Raw genomic sequence first — 17,370 nt, 5'->3', positions numbered from 1 at the left:
AGCCCATGATCCAAACCTTTCCATGCCTCTCTGGACATTCATTAAAAGGTGATTATTCAGTTCCGTCGTCAAGTTCTTCCTTATTGCGCCCCGGCAAGATCAGGTTCAGCAAAACCCCGATGATGGCAGCCAACGCCATGCCTTCCACTGAGAACGCTTCGCTAAATTCGATTTTCGCTCCGCCGATCCCGATGACCAGGATGACCGATGAAATTACGAGATTCCGCTTGTCCCCGAAATCGATGCCGTTATCGACCAGCATGCGAAGGCCGGATGATGCGATGATCCCGAACAGCAAAATCGATATGCCGCCAAGCACCGCTGTTGGAATGGTATCAATCACCGCCATCACTTTGCCAAGAAACGAAAAGATGATGGCGAAGACGGCAGCGCCTAAAATCACGTAGACGCTGTAGACGCGTGTGATGGCCAGTACGCCGATGTTCTCGCCGTAAGTCGTCTTCGGTGGTCCGCCGACCAGTGAAGAGATAAAAGTCCCGATGCCGTCGCCCAGAATCGAGCGATGCAATCCTGGATCTTTTATGTAATTTCGTTTGACGATTTTTCCGAGCACGAGCTGATGCCCGATATGTTCAGAGATCGTGACAATCGCAATCGGCACCATCACAAACAGCAACGTCGGCGTCACCGTAAAGGAATAGTCGGCTCCGGGAATCAGGAAGTCCGGCACCGCAAACCAATTCGCTTCGGTGATTGCTGTGTAATCGATGATTCCGATCATCGCGGAGTAAAGATAGCCGATGATGATCCCGATTAAGATCGGCATCAAGCTGATGATGTTCTTGAAATAGATATTGCAGATGATGGCCGTGATCAGGGTAACCAGCGCTGCGGAGAAATGCTTGAAGCTGTACTGGCTGACGTCGTTGACCGTAATGTTCATCGCCATGTCTACTGCCGTCCCGGACAAGGCCAGGCCGATCACGATGATGACCGGTCCCACCACGATCGGCGGCAAGAGCTTCATGAGCCAGCGATAGCCGGTCTTCCAGATGATCAGAGCGACGATTGCGTAGACAAGTGACACAAACATGGCGCCGATCATTGCGGATCCGATGCCGCCAGTTTCCGTCGCGATCGTGATCGGAACAATGAAAGCGAAGGACGATCCCAGATAAGCCGGCACTTTAAATTGGGTGATGATGATGAAGATGATGGTCGCAATTCCGCTTGTCAGGAGTGCGATCGCCGGGCTTAAGCCGACTAATTGCGGCACCAGGATCGTTGCGCCGAACATGGCGAACATATGCTGCAGGCTCAAAGAGATCCATTGGCCCGCTTTCGGTTTGTCTTTTATATCTAAAATTGCTTCACTCACACTCTTTCGCCCCTATTCTTAAACATGTATGGCGACGCGGTCATTGCCGTCGCTTTCCAACATTTGGACCACAATCCGTTCTTCGCTCGATGTCGGAATGTTCTTTCCGACAAAGTCAGCCCGGATCGGCAGCTCGCGGTGTCCCCGGTCGATCAATACTGCGAGTTGGATTTGCGACGGGCGCCCAAGGTCCATGACGGCATCCATTGCGGCTCTCACCGTTCTTCCCGTATAGAGCACATCGTCCACCAGCACCACTTTTTTATTTGAAATATTGTGTTCGATGTCTACTTGCTGGACGAGCGGTTCCTGGTTTTTGTGCTTGAGGCTTAGATCATCTCGGTAAAGCGTGATGTCGAGCTCCCCTTTTAAAATCGGCTTGCCTTCGATCTGCTCGATCCGTTCGGCGAGACGCTCGGCGAGGAACGTTCCCCGCGTTTTAATGCCGACCAAAATGCATTCATCGATGCCTTTATTGCGTTCAATAATTTCATGCGCGATCCGGGTAATCGCTCGGGCAATGGCTTTCTCATCTAAGATTTCAGCTTTTTCGACCATGATTTTCTCTCCTTTTCCAAATAAAAAACCTCTTGCCCGAAAGGCAAGAGGATAGATGCGCAGAAAAATCCAGCACGGAAGACAGTCTTCCGGCTTAGCGTATGTACCTTCTCAGCCTCTCTGGACTGTTATTAAAGGTGTTGCTTATTCGATTAGTTTTTTCAAGTATAAAGAACAACTTGGCGGTTTGTCAATCCTTCTTTCGAAGAGATTCCAAAAGCTCCGCGAATTCTGCAGGCATGTCCGCTGAGAATTCCATGTATTCGCCGGTCTTCGGATGATTGAATCCGATCACTTCTGCATGAAGCGCCTGCCCGCCGATTTCCATCGTTTTCCGCGGTCCGTACTTTGGATCGCCGACTAGCGGGAAGCCGATATATTTCATATGGACACGGATTTGATGGGTACGCCCTGTTTCCAGACGGCATTCCACTAGCGTGAAATTGCCAAAACGTTCTAATACGCGGAAATGTGTGACAGCATGCTTGCCTTTATCCACCACCGACATGTTCTGGCGTTCTTTCGGATCGCGTGCGATCGGTGCATCAATCGTTCCTTTGTCGTGCGGTATATGGCCATGGACAAGCGCCACATATTTACGCGTCACGGTTTTTTTCACCAATTGGTCCACGAGCGATTGGTGGGCTGCATCATTTTTAGCGACCATCAATAAGCCCGACGTATCTTTATCGATTCGGTGGACAATTCCAGGGCGAACGACGCCGTTAATGCCTGATAAATCGGTGCAATGATGCATTAATCCGTTGACTAATGTGCCTTGAGAATGGCCTGGAGCCGGATGGACCACCATTCCTTTTGGTTTATTCACGACTAATACATCTGCATCTTCATAAACAATCTCCAAATTCAAATCTTCCGGAACAACGTCCAGTTCTTCTAGAATCGGCGGAGTGGCGATAATGACATCGTCCAGCCGCACTTTATAATTCGGTTTGACCGTTTCGCCGTTGACTTTGATGGCACCGTCTTTGACCCAGTTCGCGATCTGCGAGCGCGACCAATCTTCATCCATTGCTGAAACGACTTTATCAATGCGTTCTCCAGCCATTTCTTCTGTAATTTCTAACGTTAAATCTTCCATTAAGACACCTTTTTCTTTTCTTGTTTTTCGTCATAAATGACAAATATAATCATCAACACCACACCGACGGTCAATGCTGCATCCGCTACATTGAAGATCGGAAAATCATAGTTGATGACCGGGATTAAAACATCTACAAAATCGACAACTTCCCCTCGGAACATCCGGTCGATGAAATTTCCGACCGCTCCGCCAAGGATAATCATTAAACTCAATTGGAATAATGGCTGCCCTTTTGCGTGTTTATGGAAGTAATAAAGAATGCCGATAATAACTGCTATCGTAATGATGGCGAAAAGCCACATTTTCCCTTCCAGCATTCCCCAGGCTGCCCCTCGATTGCGGTGCGAAAGCCACGCTAAATAAGGTTCCATTACCGGGATGCGTTCGCCTAACTCCATCTGTTTCAGTACTAGCCATTTTGTCCACTGATCAGCTGCAACGATCAGCAATGCAATTCCATAATAAATAAACATGTGTTTCCCCCGTCAATTCATCAGTCAGTTTATTTTAACACATCCCCCGCTAAAAAAGTATGCAGGCTAAAGCCAAGTGCTCTTTTTCTCGCCAGTTGAATGAATATTGGTTTGGGATCCATTCTTTTCATTTACTTTCCAATCCACTTTTCCAAAATAAAAAACAGGAAGAACCCGATTCGGCTCTTCCTGTTCCAAGACTTTTAAGCGTATTGTGTTTCTACGACACTTGCGCAGCGCGGGCAAAGCGTCGGATGCGCTTCACTTTGGCCGATTTCTTTTGAAACCGTCCAGCAGCGTTCGCATTTTTCACCTTCCGCTTTTTCTACGACTACCGCTACATCGTTCAAGTGCAATGCGTTTTCAGGCGCTTCTGCACCGCCAAATTCGTATTGGGAAACGATGAACAATTGTGCCACATTGTCATCTACAGAAGATAACAAGTTTTGCAATTCTTCATTGCCGAAAACCGTCACTTTCGCTTCCAGCGACTTGCCGATGACTTTTGCAGCTCGTGCTTCTTCCAGCGCTTTCAAGACGGCATCACGCACGTCCATGAATTGGGACCATTTTGCTTCCAAATCGGTGAATGCCGGATTCTCCTGGCTTTCTGGGAAGTCGGTCAGCTGAACGCTTTTCTCTTCCACAAATCCTAGGTAGCCCCACATTTCATCCGTCGTATGCGGAATGATCGGCGTTGCCAATTTCAAGATCGCCATCAATGAATCAAACATGACCGTTTGCATGGCACGGCGATGCGGGTGGTCAGCTGCTTCGATATAGACAACGTCTTTTGCAACGTCCAGATAGAACGAACTCAAATCGTTTTGGCAATAGCCGTTCAATGCGTGGTAGATGGATGAGAACTCGTAAGTTTCATAGCCTTTCTTCACTGCATCAATCATTTTGTTTAATTTCATGACCATGTACTGATCCATTTCACGCATGTCTTCGAATGCTACGCGATGCTCTTGTTCATTGAAATCCGCCAAGTTGCCGTGAAGGAATTTCAGCGTATTGCGGATTTTGCGGTAAACTTCCGATACTTGCTTGAAGTTTTCATCCGATACGCGAACGTCCGCGGTATAGTCGACAGATGCTACCCAAAGACGCAGAATATCTGCACCCATTTGGTTCATCACTTTAGCAGGAACGATGACGTTCCCAAGAGATTTACTCATCTTGCGGCCGTTGCCGTCAAGCGTGAAGCCGTGGCTCAACACGCCTTTATATGGCGCGATTCCGTTGATGGCTACACTTGTAGATAGGGATGAGTTGAACCATCCGCGGTATTGGTCAGACCCTTCCAAATACAGATCAGCCGGATATTGAAGGTCTTCGCGCTCGTCCAACACGCCTTGGTGAGACGATCCAGAATCGAACCAAACATCCATGATGTCCGTTTCTTTTGTGAAAATGCCGTTCGGGCTGCTTGGATGCGTAAATCCGGCCGGCAGAAGTTCTGCCACTGAACGTTCGAACCAAACGTTCGATCCGTGTTCACGGAACAAAGCGGAAATGTGGGCAATCGTTTCATCCGTGATGACCGGGTCGCCATTTTCAGCATAAAATACTGGAATCGGCACGCCCCATACACGCTGGCGTGAAATATTCCAATCGCCGCGGTCGCGCAGCATATTGAATAATCTCGTTTCGCCCCATGCAGGAGTGAATGTCGTTTCATTGATCGCTTTTAGGATCTGGTCGCGGAATGCTTCAATTGATACAAACCATTGAGCCGTCGCGCGATAGATGACCGGCTTTTTCGTGCGCCAGTCATGTGGATACGAGTGCGTGATGAACGAAAGTTTTTCAAGCGCTCCTGCTGCATCCAATGCTTCTGTGATCGATTTATTGGCTTTGTCATAGAATTCGCCTTCGAATCCAGGCGCTTCAGCCGTCATGACCCCGCGCTCGTCAACCGGGCAAAGAACATCCAAGCCGTATTTTTTGCCGACTAAGAAATCGTCTTCCCCGTGCCCTGGCGCCGTGTGTACACAGCCGGTACCGGAATCCGTCGTAACGTGGTCGCCAAGCATCACCAGTGAAGTGCGGTCATATAATGGGTGTTTCGCTAAGATGTGCTCGAGTTTCTCACCCTTCATTTCACGGACCACTTCATAATCTGACCATTCCAGTTCCTTAGCTACATCTTCAAGCAATGCACGTGCAATGACGAATAGTGAGCCGTTTACTGAAACTTCTACATAATCCAGATCCGCATGGACCGTGATTCCCAAGTTTGCCGGGATTGTCCAAGGCGTCGTTGTCCAGATGATCAATTTAGTGCCTTCTGCCAATACGCCTTTCCCATCTGTTACCGGGAATGAAACATAGATCGAAGGGGATTTTTTATCCTGATATTCAATTTCAGCTTCTGCTAAAGAAGATTCACTTGATGGGGACCAGTAAACCGGCTTCAAGCCTTTGTAGATATAGCCTTTGCTCGCCATCTTCCCGAATACTTCGATCTGGCGCGCTTCATAAGCAGGCTTCAAAGTCACATATGGATTTTCCCAATCGCCGCGGACACCGATGCGCTTGAACTGTGAACGCTGATTGTCGATCTGCTCATATGCATATTCTTCACAAAGCTTGCGGAATTCAGCAAGCGACATTTCTTTGCGGTTGACGCCTTTATTGGTCAATGCCTGTTCGATCGGCAGACCGTGCGTATCCCAGCCCGGAACATATGGGGCATGGAAGCCCATCATCGAACGGGAGCGGACGATCATATCTTTTAACACTTTGTTCAACGCATGTCCCATATGAAGATCGCCGTTTGCATACGGCGGGCCATCGTGAAGAATGAAGAACGGACGCCCTTTTGTGCGTTCTAATGATTTCTGGTAAATGTTCATGTCATCCCATTTTTTCTGCATTTCCGGTTCCCGGTTCGGCAAATTGCCGCGCATCGGAAAGTCGGTTTTCGGCATCAATAACGTATCTTTGTATTCCATCAAAATTCCTCCTGTAGACATAATAAAAAGCCCCCCATCCCTGGAAAGGGACGAGGAGCTTAAACTCGCGGTACCACCCTTGTTGCAGCTCGAATAAGCTGCCACTCGATCGCCGTAACGTGGCGTGGACGGTTTTGGCTACTCCAGTTCACCAAAACTGCTCAAGAGTGATTTCTTCACAACATCCTTCACCAGGCTCCCACTATCCCTGGATCGCTTTGTCGAATTGAAATGAATACTGTCTCTATCAATGCGTTTGTGTATAGTCGTTTTAAAAACTATTTCATGTAATTATAAAAGCAAGCTACGAAAGCGTCAAGTTCAGTATTCTTCTTTTTTCGCTTCCAGCTTGTCCAAATTAGTCGTATCGATGTCATATTCCATCAAAGTTTCCCAATCATCTGTATCAATCAGATCCAGCTGGGCTTCGACAAGCATTCTGAAACGATTGCGGAATACTTTGGATTGTTTCTTCAATTCATCGATTTCCATGGCGATGCGGCGGGCTTTTGTGAGAGACTCATTGACGATGCGGTCCGCATTTTTCTCCGCTTCGCGTACAATCAATTTCGCTTCTTTCTGAGAATTGCGGCGCACTTCTTCTGCCGCTTCCTGCGCAACGACAATCGATTTTTGCAAAGTGGATTCAATGGTCGTAAAATGGCCGACGCGTTCATCCGTCTGTTTCAAACGCTCTTCGAGTTCCTTTTTCTCTTTCAGCAAAAGTTCATAGTCTTTGATGATCTGATCCAGGAATTCATTGACTTCGTCTTCCTGATATCCTCTGAATCCTCGGCTAAATTCTTTATTATGTATATCCAGCGGGGATAATGGCATTTCGTGCACCTCTCCTTAACATCTCGTCGTAATTTACATTATACAGTCCATTGGCATAAATATCAGTAATATTTCGTAATTTTTCAGTTGCGCTTATTTGTTGCTTTCCAAACGCCCGATTTGAAGGCGGATTTTATCTTTTTTCGTACGCCCTTCTACTGCCAGCACTTTCACTCGGCCAAGCCCTCTCGATGACAGCATGTCGGATTCGTGCAATTCAAACGAAGCCTGCTCCTGAACGGTCCAATTTACTTTCACTTTGCCGCCTGTGATCAACGAAGACGCTTTCTGGCGGGAAATATTGTAGACAGAGCTCATGACGGTATCCAGTCTCATCGAACTGACTGTATGGTTTTCCTCCGACCATTCTTCCTTCACGGTGAGAAATTCTTCTTCATTTGCCACTTCTTCCAAATGCACTTTCACTTTGGAAGCGGAAGTGAAATTCGCATGCAAATAAGCGCTCACTTCATCAGCGACCGCCAATTGAATCGTTTGCCCGTCAATCCGGATATCGCCGAATTTGCTGCGGTCTAGCCCAATCGCCATCATAGACCCCAGCACTTCCGGGTGCTGCAGCGTGACGAATTTCGTCGGATACTTCAGCTCATAAACGGTTATGCGGAAATCTTCTTTTTGGACTTCGTAATACGATGGGTACAGAAGCACGCGCTGGCGTTCAGCGTCTTCAAACAAGCCGGAAGCAGCCATTTGAATTTCGCTTGAACCAAGCACAGACTGTACGATAAAACGCTGGCGCGGGTCGAGAAAGTCCGTCAATTTAGGCGTATAGCGATCTTCCACATCAATCATCCATCCAGAAACTTGTTCGATAAATGGCTGTTCGTCTTTACGGAAATGCTGGAATAGAGAATCCATGCCAAGTGCCCCTTTCGTTTTCGATTGGTCTGCCAAGTAAAAAACCCCACAACTGTGAGGTAATTAATAAAAGTAATTAAATAGAACAACGATTCCCCGGCTTGCCAAATTCAATGCAAAAATCGCAACGATCGGTGAAAAGTCAATCATGCCTAGCGGCGGGATAAACCTTCTGAAAATATCCAGGTAAGGATCTGTTATGCTCGAAAGCATTCTTCCGAAACCGGACTCTTTCGCATTCGGCAGCCAGCTCATCAAGATACTGGCAATTAAAATGAACGAATAGATGTTTATAGCAACTAATAATAAATTTACGATAGCTATCATTGGTTCTTCATGCACCTCTTTTATTGTTGATCATCATAGTAATAATCCGAAATGGCACCGTCGACTTCAACAGTGTCCGGCACACATAGGAAGATGTCAGTCCCTATACGCTGGATGTCGCCGCCTAGCGCGTAAACCGTTCCGCTAAGGAAATCGATGATGCGAAGGCCTTGGTCTTTTTCAATGCGCTGCAGATTGACCACAACGGCTCTTTTGTTTTTCAAATTCTCGGCTATGTCCTGAGCTTCGGCGTAGACTCTTGGTTCTGCCAAAATCACTTTTGAGGATTTCACAGCACTTTGCAAACTGACTAGGTTAGGCGTTGCGGTTGCATTTTCCACTGCTTTTTGTCTCCGTTCTTTAGAAGGTTTTCGGACTTCCTGCTGGGCTGCAGCCGGTTTTTCATAGCGTGGAGCCGGCTGTGGCTTCGGCTCTTGCTGAATCGGCTCATCATCTTCATATTCTTCCAGATAAAAGAAGTTCTTGAATTTGTTTTTAATGCTCATCCCGTTGCCTCACTTTCAGATCCTACTAATGCAGTTCCAATACGGACAAAAGTTGCTCCTTCTTCAGCAGCGATCAAATAATCATTGGACATGCCCATCGAACATTCTGTACAGGGTGCATGCGCCCATCCTTTTGATGCAATTTCAAGCTGAAGAGATTTTAAGCCTTTGAACACATTGCGGATCACGGATTCATCTTCTGTGTTCGGTGCCATGGTCATTAGCCCCACGACTTCAATTTTCTCAAAAGACTGCAAGGATTCAATGAATGCCAAAGTTTCTTCAGGAAGCAGGCCGCTTTTCGTTTCTTCTTGCGAAACGTTCACTTGGACAAAGCATTTGACCCGTTTGCTTGCACGTTTTTCAATTTCTTTTGCAAGGCTCATTCGGTCTAATGAATGCAGGTAATCGATGCGATCAATCACATCGCGAACTTTTCGCGTCTGCAAATTTCCGATAAAATGCCAAACTGCATCTGAAGCGATTGAGTCCTGCTTAGTTTTCAAACCTTCCGGCCGGTTTTCTCCTAAATGCCGGATGCCTGCTTCAATCGCTTCAAGCGTACGCTGCACACTCACTTGCTTCGTCACTGCAACGATTTCAACGCCAGGCCGGATGCCTTCTAATTCACTATTTATCTCTTCGAATACTGGTTTTATGGATTTCATCATTTCACAACTTTTCTATAGATGTTCAATTTATTGTACCAAGGACAGGGATATTTATCAATTAAGCCCTATTTGAAAAAAACAGCCGCCCACTAGGTAGGCGGCTGTTTAGAATTCAATGATTAACGTCTCTTTTGGCGATTGCGCAAGAACGTCGGAATATCAAGCGCATCGTCGTGCTGCTTTTCCTGGCGCTGCGGCTGAGGATCTTGCTGGTATGCCGGAGCTTGCTCCTCGCGGCGCTGCTCTTCACGGCGCTGTTCACGAAGCGATGGCGGCGGAGTCTGCTGTTGAATAGATTGGACTCTGCTAGAATTCAATCCGGATCCTCTTGGCGTTCTCGGCTGCAATTGTTCTTCGTTGAATCCTGTAGCGATAACCGTAACAACAATTTCATCTTTCAGATTATCATTGATGACAGATCCGAAAATCATATTTACATCTTCATCGGATGCAGAAGCAACGATATCTGCAGCTTCCTGCACTTCATAAAGGCTCAGATTAGAGCCGCCCGTAATATTCATCAAAACGCCTTTAGCGCCATCAACTGAAACTTCAAGCAATGGGCTGGAAACCGCTTTTTTCGCTGCTTCAGAAGCACGGTTCTCGCCTGATGAAACACCGATACCCATTAAAGCGGAGCCTTTGTTTGACATGATCGTTTTAACATCCGCAAAGTCGAGGTTGATCAGACCAGGTACTGCGATCAAATCTGAAATCCCTTGCACACCTTGGCGTAGAACATTATCCGCTTCGCGGAAAGCTTCAAGCATCGGTGTGCTCTTATCTACGATTTCAAGCAAACGGTCGTTTGGAATAACGATTAGCGTATCTACTGATTCTTTCATCGTACTGATTCCGCTGATTGCCTGAGTAGAGCGTTTACGGCCTTCAAACGTAAATGGACGCGTTACGACCCCTACAGTCAAAGCGCCAAGTTCTTTAGCGATTCCGGCAATGACCGGAGCTGCTCCAGTTCCTGTACCGCCGCCCATTCCCGCTGTGACGAAAACCATATCCGCTCCGCGCAGTGCTTCTTCGATCTGTTCCTTGCTTTCTTCAGCCGCTTTTTTCCCGACTTCAGGATTAGCTCCGGCCCCTAGCCCACGAGTTAACTTTCCGCCAATTTGAAGGCGAACTTCCGCCTGGGAAAGATTCAATGCCTGCGCATCCGTATTTACGGCGATGAAATCCACGCCTTGAACACCGTGTTCGATCATGCGGTTAACGGCGTTGTTTCCGCCGCCGCCGACGCCGATTACTTTAATAACTGCCAATGCATCAACTGATGTATCAAATTCCAACATTCTTTTTCCTCCTAAAATTGCTCTGCCTCACCATCAGAAGCATGGAACAATATTCATTTTATTCAAAAAATCGATCGAATATCTTTTTGGCTTTTGTGACTACGCCTTCACTTTCCGGTTTAGCCGGTTTTTGCTTTTTAGGCTGATGCTGCTGCTCTTGCTCGATTTTAACTGACTCGGACAACGCGGCTCCGCTGCCAACACGCCCATAGAACATGTCTTCCATATACGCGTATTGGATCAATCCGACAGCCGTCGTATACTGCGGCTCTCGCACACCGATGAATTCTGGTACGAACAGACGCACACGCGTTTGAAGAATGTGGCGCGCGAGTTCAGACAATCCTTCTAACTTCGCCATTCCGCCGGTTAGGACGATGCCTCCTGGAAGGTCCTGGACCCCAAGCCGGTAAAGCTCATCTAAAATCAGTTCGAAAAGTTCTTCCAGGCGAACTCCGATTATTTCAGATATGTATTTTTGGCTGTATTGCTCTTTCGTTTCCGATCCGATCACAGGAACCTCAAAAAGTTCGTCTTCCGATGCATCATCATAGAACGCATGGCCGTATTCCAATTTGATTTTTTCTGCTTGCTCAGTCGGCGTTTTCAACACGATTGAAAGGTCTTTTGTAACATGGTCGCCTCCGACCGGGATGACAGATGAAGCTGTCAAATGGCCATCTTGGAAGATCGCGATTGAAGTGGAGCCTCCACCGATATCAATGCAAGCGGTGCCATGGTTTTTTTCATCCTCAGTCAAAGCATAGTATCCGGCCACTAAAGGCTGGACATAGATGTCTCTGATTTGCAGGCCTGCACGTTCAACGCATCTCAATACATTGTGTAAAATCGTCTTGGAAGTTGTTACCATTGTACCATCCATTTCAAGACGAATCCCGATCATGCCTCTTGGATCTTTAATTTCATCCAAATGGTCAACGATGTATTGTTTTGGAATGATGTTGACAAGCTCGCGCTCCGGCGGAATTGAAATCACTTGTGCAGCATCCAACACCCGGTCCAGATCATCGTCTGAAATTTCGCGGTTCTCGCTGTTGACTGCTACCACGCCTTTTACGGGCTGAAGCATTGCCTTATTAGCAGGAATCCCCAACACCACTTCATGGATGGATTTGCCGATCATGCGCTCCGCTTGGTCTACTGCTTTTTTTATCGATTGGACTGTAGCATCTATATCAACAATCGCACCTTTTTTTATTCCACTGGATTTTACATTTCCTACGCCGATGACATGCAACGACTTATTGGCCATTTCTCCGATTAAAACTTTCACGGATGACGAACCGATATCTAAGCTTACATATAATTCTGATTGACTCAATTCGTGGCACCTCCTTAATAAACTGCTGTTACATACATTCTATTGTAAATTGTACGCCTTGTCTAAGTAAAATAGAGCAACTTTGTAAATTTTCCTTCAATTTAACTGGGTGTTTCGCTCACATGCTTTTTTTCAGCCCATTTTGCCAAAATGATTCGGCGAATGACCGCGATATTTTGGAATAATCGAACCCCAAAAGCGAAGATGGCTGCCAAATACAGATCGACGCCTAAGTGGACGCCCAGGAAAGCCAGTCCGGCCGCAAGAATGATATTGAAGAAAAAGCCGGAAACAAATACTTTATCATCGTAGACTTGCTGCAAATGCGCCCGGATTCCTCCAAACAAAGTGTCCAATGACGCCAAGACGGCTATCGACAAATAGTTCGCATACTCCGGAGGAATTTGGATATCCGTCAGCAAGCCAAGCGAAATGCCCAAGATCAACCCTAAAATTGATAACCACATTGCTATTCCTCCTCCGCTATTTTCAAATGCCGATAATTGAGTTCCTTCTCATAAGGCTCAATGGTCACTTGCTCTTTTGGCGCTGAAATTTCAACCGATAAATTATCGATGTAGAAATCGTCCAAGATCCTCGATGACAATAAATGATTATACAACTTTTCGGTGTCTTCCATCGAGTTGGAAGCGATCTTAATTTTAAAAGGGGGCGTTTGTATCGGAATTGCATTGACTGTCGTTAGGCCATTAATATCACGGATGGCAGTAGTATTGACTATCCGGTTTCCATCGACTGAGACATACAATCCATTATTGCGGTTTATCTCATTTACCAAACGGATCAGCAGATCGGGAGCAATATAATCGATTTCTTCTCCAAAGGCTACCGCTTCGGCAGAAGGTTCAATCGTCATTTCAATTCCCGTTGCGGTCATTTCGGTAAGCCCCGCCAGTCCCCTGAGCTCTTCAACTGTATCTTTCAGCGCCTGCTCCGGACTTTCAGAGGAGATTTCGTCGTATTTCGATAAGGTGGAATCAAGTAAGCCGACTTCTGATAATAATTCAGAGTGGAGTTGCTTTTCCCTTGAAAGCTCTTGCCTGATTTCCCAAACATCGCGTGTATCCCTGGAATCAGGTTCATTGATCGTATTATATTGAATAGCTGTCATCAATCCAATGACAAACAATATGATTGAAAACCGGGAAAAGATTTTCCTTTTCATGCAACTCCCCCCTCAATTATGATTCTGTTAACAATGCTGGCATCGTGATTTTTTGTCCCGCATCCATCGTTACGATGATATTGTCATTGACTAATTGGTCCATGACCCCGCCCGCCAATTTCATCGACGATTCCAAAGCATCCGATTCACCGATGGCTTCAATCGTAAATGGCGCCGGATATTGAACGCCGTCGACTGTAATCACCGGACCAGTGCAGACGATATAGGAGTTCGCATGGATGCGCTGTCCGTTAATCGCAATCGCTTCAGCACCGGATATGTAAAGTTCGTTGATGACTTGGAAGACATGGCTTTCGTGGACAATGTAATCATTGGGATTAGCCGAATCTGAATTGTATTCGCCGTCTTGAAGCGTCACTTTCAATCCGTTTCCTTCGACTGGCAATACCCCTAAATACAAGCGCAGCGCTTCCGCTTCTTCCGCATAGTCGGCAAAATGCTCTTCCCCATCTGCGAAGGACTGCTCGAATTGCTGGACGCTTTTCTGCTTTTCTTCAATTTCTGCACGAAGCTCTTTATTGCGCTCCTGCTGCTCAATCAATTCTTCCCTAACCCGCTCTTCTTCTTGGGAAAATGCGCCTCCCGTAAATTCCGAAGCCTCTTGTTTTGCCTGCGACAAACTGTAGGAGTAGGCCATAATAAACCCGAGCACAAGAAAGACGAGTGAGAAAACAATCGATTTGCTGAAACGATAGCGCTTATTCTCCGGCTTCTTCTGGTTGTTCTGCTTCTTCAATATCGTCACCTTCCTTCGGCGGGCCATAGACATCATCATAGGACCGGAAAAAGATTCCGACTTCCATATCGATGACCCCTTTTTGCCCGTCTTCCAGCTGTGCAATGACCGATGGATAATAATTCAACTTCTCGGCAAGGCCCTGCAAAATCCCTCTTACTTCATTGCCATCAGACATGTACAAGGTAACAAAGGCTGCCTCTTTATCACTTGGATCTAAAATCACCTGGGAGATCAAGTTAAAGACTTCCGAATCGACTTCGGCCAATTGAGAAACCAGCTCCTCTTTCGTTTCCTGCGTTTCGAAATTTGAAAAGATGGGGCCGTCGACTACAGAAATCGCCTTATCCAAGGCATAGCCATTGGAAAGCAGCATTTGATAGCTATTGCCCTGATCTAGATAGCCGATCTTCTCGAATTCCTTAATTTGGATAGTAACACCGGTCAGCCATTTTTTCTGAACTTCAGCCTGCTCTATCCATTCAAGGCTATTCAATTTTTCTTCAGCTTCCCCTTCCGTAAACGACCACATCGAATCGCCTATCGAAAGTTCACTGATTTCCTGGTATTCTTCTTCACCGTAAAGTTCCGCGCCTTCGACCGTGATTGTTTGGATCTCACTATATTTCGTTTGGCTATAAATGAGAATGGCAAGCAATAGAAGAAAAAGTAACAGCAAGGCAACGAACTTGCGATTGGTTCTTTTTTTCCGCCGCTCTCGAAGCGTCGGGATGCGTTCTTCGATATCAATCACTTTGTCCATAATTGCTGCTCCTTTCCCTTTAGTCGTTTGCTTCCGTTACTTTACGGACCGCGTCTATGAACGCATCCCCGCGAATTTCAAAACTTTCATATTGATCCCAGCTCGCACAAGCAGGAGACAGCAGGATCGTATCTCCATCTGCTGAATATTCGACCGCTTGTCCAACTGCTTCATCCATATTCGCCACTTTTTCGATTGCCGGCACTCCGCACTCTCCTGCAAACTCTGCAAAGCGGTCAGCTGTTTCGCCGAACGTGATCAATGCTTTTACCCGATCCATATAAGGCCGCAATTCTTCAAGAGAATGTTTGCGTTCCAGTCCGCCGGCCAGCAAAATCACATTGCTTGGAAACGCTTCTAAAGCACTTTTAGTCGCCAAAGCATTTGTGGCCTTGGAATCATTGTAGAATTTGCGGCCTTTCCACGAAACGATGAATTGGGAACGGTGCTTGACCCCTGTAAAGGACGATAGTACACGGACGATGGTTTCCTTTGTACCGCCCCAAAGCAAAGTAGCCGCTGTTGCCGCCAATATATTTTCAAGATTATGCTGTCCGCCCAACATGATTTTTGAGCGTTCCATTATTTTTTCGCCTTGCCAATAAATGAATTCGTCATCGGCACTGATGCTTTTTTCCGTTTTGCCTTTTAAAGTGAACGGCACGAGCTGTGCTTTGCTTTTTGCAGCATACGCAGAAAGCACGGGCTGATCGGCATTGTAAATGAAATAATCTTCCGCCGTCTGATTTTGCGTGATTTTCATTTTGGAAGCATTATAGTCTTCGATGGAGCCGTGATAATCCAAATGCGCTTCGTAAAGATTGGTGATAATGGCGATGCGCGGGCGGAAGTCTACCGTCCCTTTTAGCTGGAAGGAAGAAAGTTCTGTTACGATGACGTTCTTCTCTACCGCTTTTTCAGCTACACCGCTTGCCACTGTTCCGATATTCCCAGCGATTAACGGCTTCTTCTCATCCTGGTTCAGCATGTGGAAGAGCAGCGTCGTTGTCGTCGTTTTGCCATTAGATCCTGTAATGCCGATAAATGGCGCTTCGCTGATCAAATAAGCCAGTTCAATCTCTGTCCAAACGGGGATTCCTTTTTCCAGCGCTGAACGGATCAGCACATTGGTATAAGGGATGCCCGGGTTTTTAACGACCAGCTCAAACCCTTCATCGAGCAAATCTTCCGGATGGCGGCCGCAGATGACCGTGACGCCTAAATTCAGCAAATCCTGGGCTTCAGGGTTTTCTTCGAATCGTTTGGAATCATTGACGGTTACAAAAGCGCCCAAGCCATGCAAAATCCGGGCTGCTGTAAATCCGCTTTTCGCAAGTCCAAGCACTAATACTTTTTTATGATAAAGTTCCGGAATCTGTTTCATTTACATTACCTCCAAAGCAATTGCAATAACTGCTGCGATAAGCCCTACTAGCCAAAAGACTGTTACTACTTTCCATTCTGACCATCCGCTCAATTCGAAATGATGATGAATCGGGCTCATTTTGAAAATGCGTTTCTTTCTTAATTTAAAGCTGCCGACCTGTAAAATAACAGACAGGGTTTCAATTACAAATACCAGGCCGATCAGCAATAACAGCAATTCCTGTTTCAATAAAATCGAAACCATCGCCAAAGCCCCGCCCAGTGCCAGGGATCCGGTATCGCCCATAAATACTTTTGCAGGATACTTGTTAAAGACAAGGAATCCCAGTAACGCACCCGTTACGGAAAAAGTGAAAATGGCAATTCCCGTTTCGTCTTGCATAATGGCAAGAACACCATAAGCGGCAAATGCGATTGATGCTGTTCCAGCGACTAAGCCATCCAGTCCGTCTGTCAAGTTGACCGCGTTCGAGAAGCCAACCAGCCAGAAAATCATGAACAATACATATACCATCGACAGTTCAAGTGAAACGGATGTGAATGGAATCGATACAGCCGTATCAAATCCAACGCCGTTCAGCAAGAAAAAGGAGATGGCCGCGATGACGATTTGACCGATCAATTTTTGGAGGGAGGTCAATCCCAAGTTTCTTTTCAAAACCACTTTGATGAAATCGTCCAGGAATCCGATCAGGCCGAACCCGAACAATACCAACAATAAGACAAATACTTTAGCGGTCAAAACATCGGCAATCATTGCCACAATAAGTACAGTCGCAATAATAGCAATCAAATATACGAGGCCACCCATGGTAGGTGTCCCCGTTTTCTTCATATGGGATTCAGGTCCTTCTTCGCGGATGCTTTGCCCAAACTTCATACGTTTTAATAGCGGGATAAAGATCGGCATTAACACAACAGTTAAGAGCAACGCTAATCCAAGGCCCAGCAACATGTAAATATCCATTATAGAGCTC

At 46.5% G+C, this 17,370-nt stretch carries 18 protein-coding genes and 1 other annotated feature; all 18 genes read right to left on the bottom strand.

What is annotated here, in order from left to right; genetic code table 11:
• Positions 1-52 precede the first annotated feature (52 nt).
• Entirely contained in the window at positions 53-1,339 is a 1,287-nt protein-coding gene (locus MTR82_RS01215; protein ID WP_246807435.1) for a solute carrier family 23 protein, read from the bottom strand.
• An 18-nt stretch (positions 1,340-1,357) separates the two neighbouring features.
• On the bottom strand, positions 1,358-1,897 hold the full coding sequence (gene pyrR / locus MTR82_RS01210; RefSeq protein WP_052651128.1) for a bifunctional pyr operon transcriptional regulator/uracil phosphoribosyltransferase PyrR: 540 nt from the start codon (positions 1,895-1,897) through the stop codon (positions 1,358-1,360).
• Positions 1,898-2,087: 190 nt separating this feature from the next.
• Positions 2,088-2,999: an RluA family pseudouridine synthase gene (locus MTR82_RS01205; RefSeq protein ID WP_246807434.1), complete on the bottom strand. Its 912-nt coding sequence runs from the start codon at positions 2,997-2,999 to the stop codon at positions 2,088-2,090.
• Positions 2,999-3,475: a signal peptidase II gene (gene lspA / locus MTR82_RS01200; protein WP_052651124.1), complete on the bottom strand. Its 477-nt coding sequence runs from the start codon at positions 3,473-3,475 to the stop codon at positions 2,999-3,001. The genes MTR82_RS01205 and lspA overlap by 1 nt, the downstream gene beginning before the upstream one ends.
• A 203-nt stretch (positions 3,476-3,678) precedes the next feature.
• Positions 3,679-6,435 (bottom strand): isoleucine--tRNA ligase, encoded by a 2,757-nt coding sequence (gene ileS / locus MTR82_RS01195; RefSeq protein WP_246807433.1) that lies wholly within the window; start codon positions 6,433-6,435, stop codon positions 3,679-3,681.
• A gap of 43 nt (positions 6,436-6,478) precedes the next feature.
• Positions 6,479-6,695, bottom strand: a binding site (T-box leader).
• A gap of 61 nt (positions 6,696-6,756) precedes the next feature.
• Entirely contained in the window at positions 6,757-7,272 is a 516-nt protein-coding gene (locus MTR82_RS01190; RefSeq protein WP_052651120.1) for a DivIVA domain-containing protein, read from the bottom strand.
• A gap of 93 nt (positions 7,273-7,365) precedes the next feature.
• A complete protein-coding gene (locus MTR82_RS01185; RefSeq protein WP_246808540.1) occupies positions 7,366-8,151 on the bottom strand; it encodes a YlmH family RNA-binding protein in 786 nt (261 codons plus the stop codon).
• 63 nt (positions 8,152-8,214) lie between these two features.
• Positions 8,215-8,478: a YggT family protein gene (locus tag MTR82_RS01180; RefSeq protein ID WP_052651118.1), complete on the bottom strand. Its 264-nt coding sequence runs from the start codon at positions 8,476-8,478 to the stop codon at positions 8,215-8,217.
• Between the two features lie 20 nt (positions 8,479-8,498).
• Positions 8,499-8,984, bottom strand: coding sequence for a cell division protein SepF (locus MTR82_RS01175; RefSeq protein WP_052651116.1), 486 nt, complete (start codon positions 8,982-8,984; stop codon positions 8,499-8,501).
• Positions 8,981-9,652, bottom strand: a complete 672-nt coding sequence (locus MTR82_RS01170) for a YggS family pyridoxal phosphate-dependent enzyme (RefSeq protein WP_246807432.1) — start codon at positions 9,650-9,652, stop codon at positions 8,981-8,983. The genes MTR82_RS01175 and MTR82_RS01170 overlap by 4 nt, the downstream gene beginning before the upstream one ends.
• A gap of 122 nt (positions 9,653-9,774) precedes the next feature.
• Entirely contained in the window at positions 9,775-10,959 is a 1,185-nt protein-coding gene (ftsZ, locus tag MTR82_RS01165; protein ID WP_052651113.1) for a cell division protein FtsZ, read from the bottom strand.
• A gap of 58 nt (positions 10,960-11,017) precedes the next feature.
• The gene (gene ftsA, locus MTR82_RS01160; protein ID WP_246807431.1) at positions 11,018-12,301 is read right to left on the bottom strand and encodes a cell division protein FtsA; all 1,284 of its coding nucleotides are present in this window, start codon (positions 12,299-12,301) and stop codon (positions 11,018-11,020) included.
• Between the two features lie 101 nt (positions 12,302-12,402).
• On the bottom strand, positions 12,403-12,768 hold the full coding sequence (locus tag MTR82_RS01155) for a small basic family protein (protein ID WP_052651107.1): 366 nt from the start codon (positions 12,766-12,768) through the stop codon (positions 12,403-12,405).
• Between the two features lie 2 nt (positions 12,769-12,770).
• Positions 12,771-13,487, bottom strand: a complete 717-nt coding sequence (locus MTR82_RS01150; protein WP_052651104.1) for a DUF881 domain-containing protein — start codon at positions 13,485-13,487, stop codon at positions 12,771-12,773.
• 16 nt (positions 13,488-13,503) lie between these two features.
• Positions 13,504-14,244 carry a DUF881 domain-containing protein gene (locus tag MTR82_RS01145; RefSeq protein ID WP_246807430.1) on the bottom strand — a complete coding sequence of 247 codons (741 nt, stop codon included), beginning with the start codon at positions 14,242-14,244 and terminating at the stop codon, positions 13,504-13,506.
• The gene (locus MTR82_RS01140; RefSeq protein ID WP_246807429.1) at positions 14,207-15,007 is read right to left on the bottom strand and encodes a cell division protein FtsQ/DivIB; all 801 of its coding nucleotides are present in this window, start codon (positions 15,005-15,007) and stop codon (positions 14,207-14,209) included. Before MTR82_RS01140 ends, MTR82_RS01145 begins: the two co-directional genes overlap by 38 nt.
• A 19-nt stretch (positions 15,008-15,026) precedes the next feature.
• The gene (gene murD / locus MTR82_RS01135; RefSeq protein WP_246807428.1) at positions 15,027-16,391 is read right to left on the bottom strand and encodes a UDP-N-acetylmuramoyl-L-alanine--D-glutamate ligase; all 1,365 of its coding nucleotides are present in this window, start codon (positions 16,389-16,391) and stop codon (positions 15,027-15,029) included.
• Complete coding sequence (gene mraY, locus MTR82_RS01130) at positions 16,392-17,360, bottom strand: phospho-N-acetylmuramoyl-pentapeptide-transferase (RefSeq protein ID WP_246807427.1); 969 nt, start codon at positions 17,358-17,360, stop codon at positions 16,392-16,394.
• Positions 17,361-17,370: the final 10 nt, after the last annotated feature.

This window comes from Planococcus ruber (genome assembly GCF_022819085.1).
In the GTDB taxonomy this organism is placed as follows: Bacteria; Bacillota; Bacilli; order Bacillales_A; family Planococcaceae; genus Planococcus; species Planococcus ruber.
This window is presented reverse-complemented; position numbering and strand designations above follow the sequence as displayed.

Coding starts and splice junctions, on each gene's coding strand:
- pyrR (WP_052651128.1), bottom strand. CDS start 1,897: ATGGTCGAAAAAGCTGAAATCTTAGATGAGAAAGCCATTGCCCGAGCG.
- MTR82_RS01205 (WP_246807434.1), bottom strand. CDS start 2,999: ATGGAAGATTTAACGTTAGAAATTACAGAAGAAATGGCTGGAGAACGC.
- lspA (WP_052651124.1), bottom strand. CDS start 3,475: ATGTTTATTTATTATGGAATTGCATTGCTGATCGTTGCAGCTGATCAG.
- ileS (WP_246807433.1), bottom strand. CDS start 6,435: ATGGAATACAAAGATACGTTATTGATGCCGAAAACCGACTTTCCGATG.
- MTR82_RS01190 (WP_052651120.1), bottom strand. CDS start 7,272: ATGCCATTATCCCCGCTGGATATACATAATAAAGAATTTAGCCGAGGA.
- MTR82_RS01185 (WP_246808540.1), bottom strand. CDS start 8,151: ATGGATTCTCTATTCCAGCATTTCCGTAAAGACGAACAGCCATTTATC.
- MTR82_RS01180 (WP_052651118.1), bottom strand. CDS start 8,478: ATGATAGCTATCGTAAATTTATTATTAGTTGCTATAAACATCTATTCG.
- MTR82_RS01175 (WP_052651116.1), bottom strand. CDS start 8,984: ATGAGCATTAAAAACAAATTCAAGAACTTCTTTTATCTGGAAGAATAT.
- MTR82_RS01170 (WP_246807432.1), bottom strand. CDS start 9,652: ATGAAATCCATAAAACCAGTATTCGAAGAGATAAATAGTGAATTAGAA.
- ftsZ (WP_052651113.1), bottom strand. CDS start 10,959: ATGTTGGAATTTGATACATCAGTTGATGCATTGGCAGTTATTAAAGTA.
- MTR82_RS01155 (WP_052651107.1), bottom strand. CDS start 12,768: ATGTGGTTATCAATTTTAGGGTTGATCTTGGGCATTTCGCTTGGCTTG.
- MTR82_RS01150 (WP_052651104.1), bottom strand. CDS start 13,487: ATGAAAAGGAAAATCTTTTCCCGGTTTTCAATCATATTGTTTGTCATT.
- MTR82_RS01140 (WP_246807429.1), bottom strand. CDS start 15,007: ATGGACAAAGTGATTGATATCGAAGAACGCATCCCGACGCTTCGAGAG.
- murD (WP_246807428.1), bottom strand. CDS start 16,391: ATGAAACAGATTCCGGAACTTTATCATAAAAAAGTATTAGTGCTTGGA.
- mraY (WP_246807427.1), bottom strand. CDS start 17,360: ATGGATATTTACATGTTGCTGGGCCTTGGATTAGCGTTGCTCTTAACT.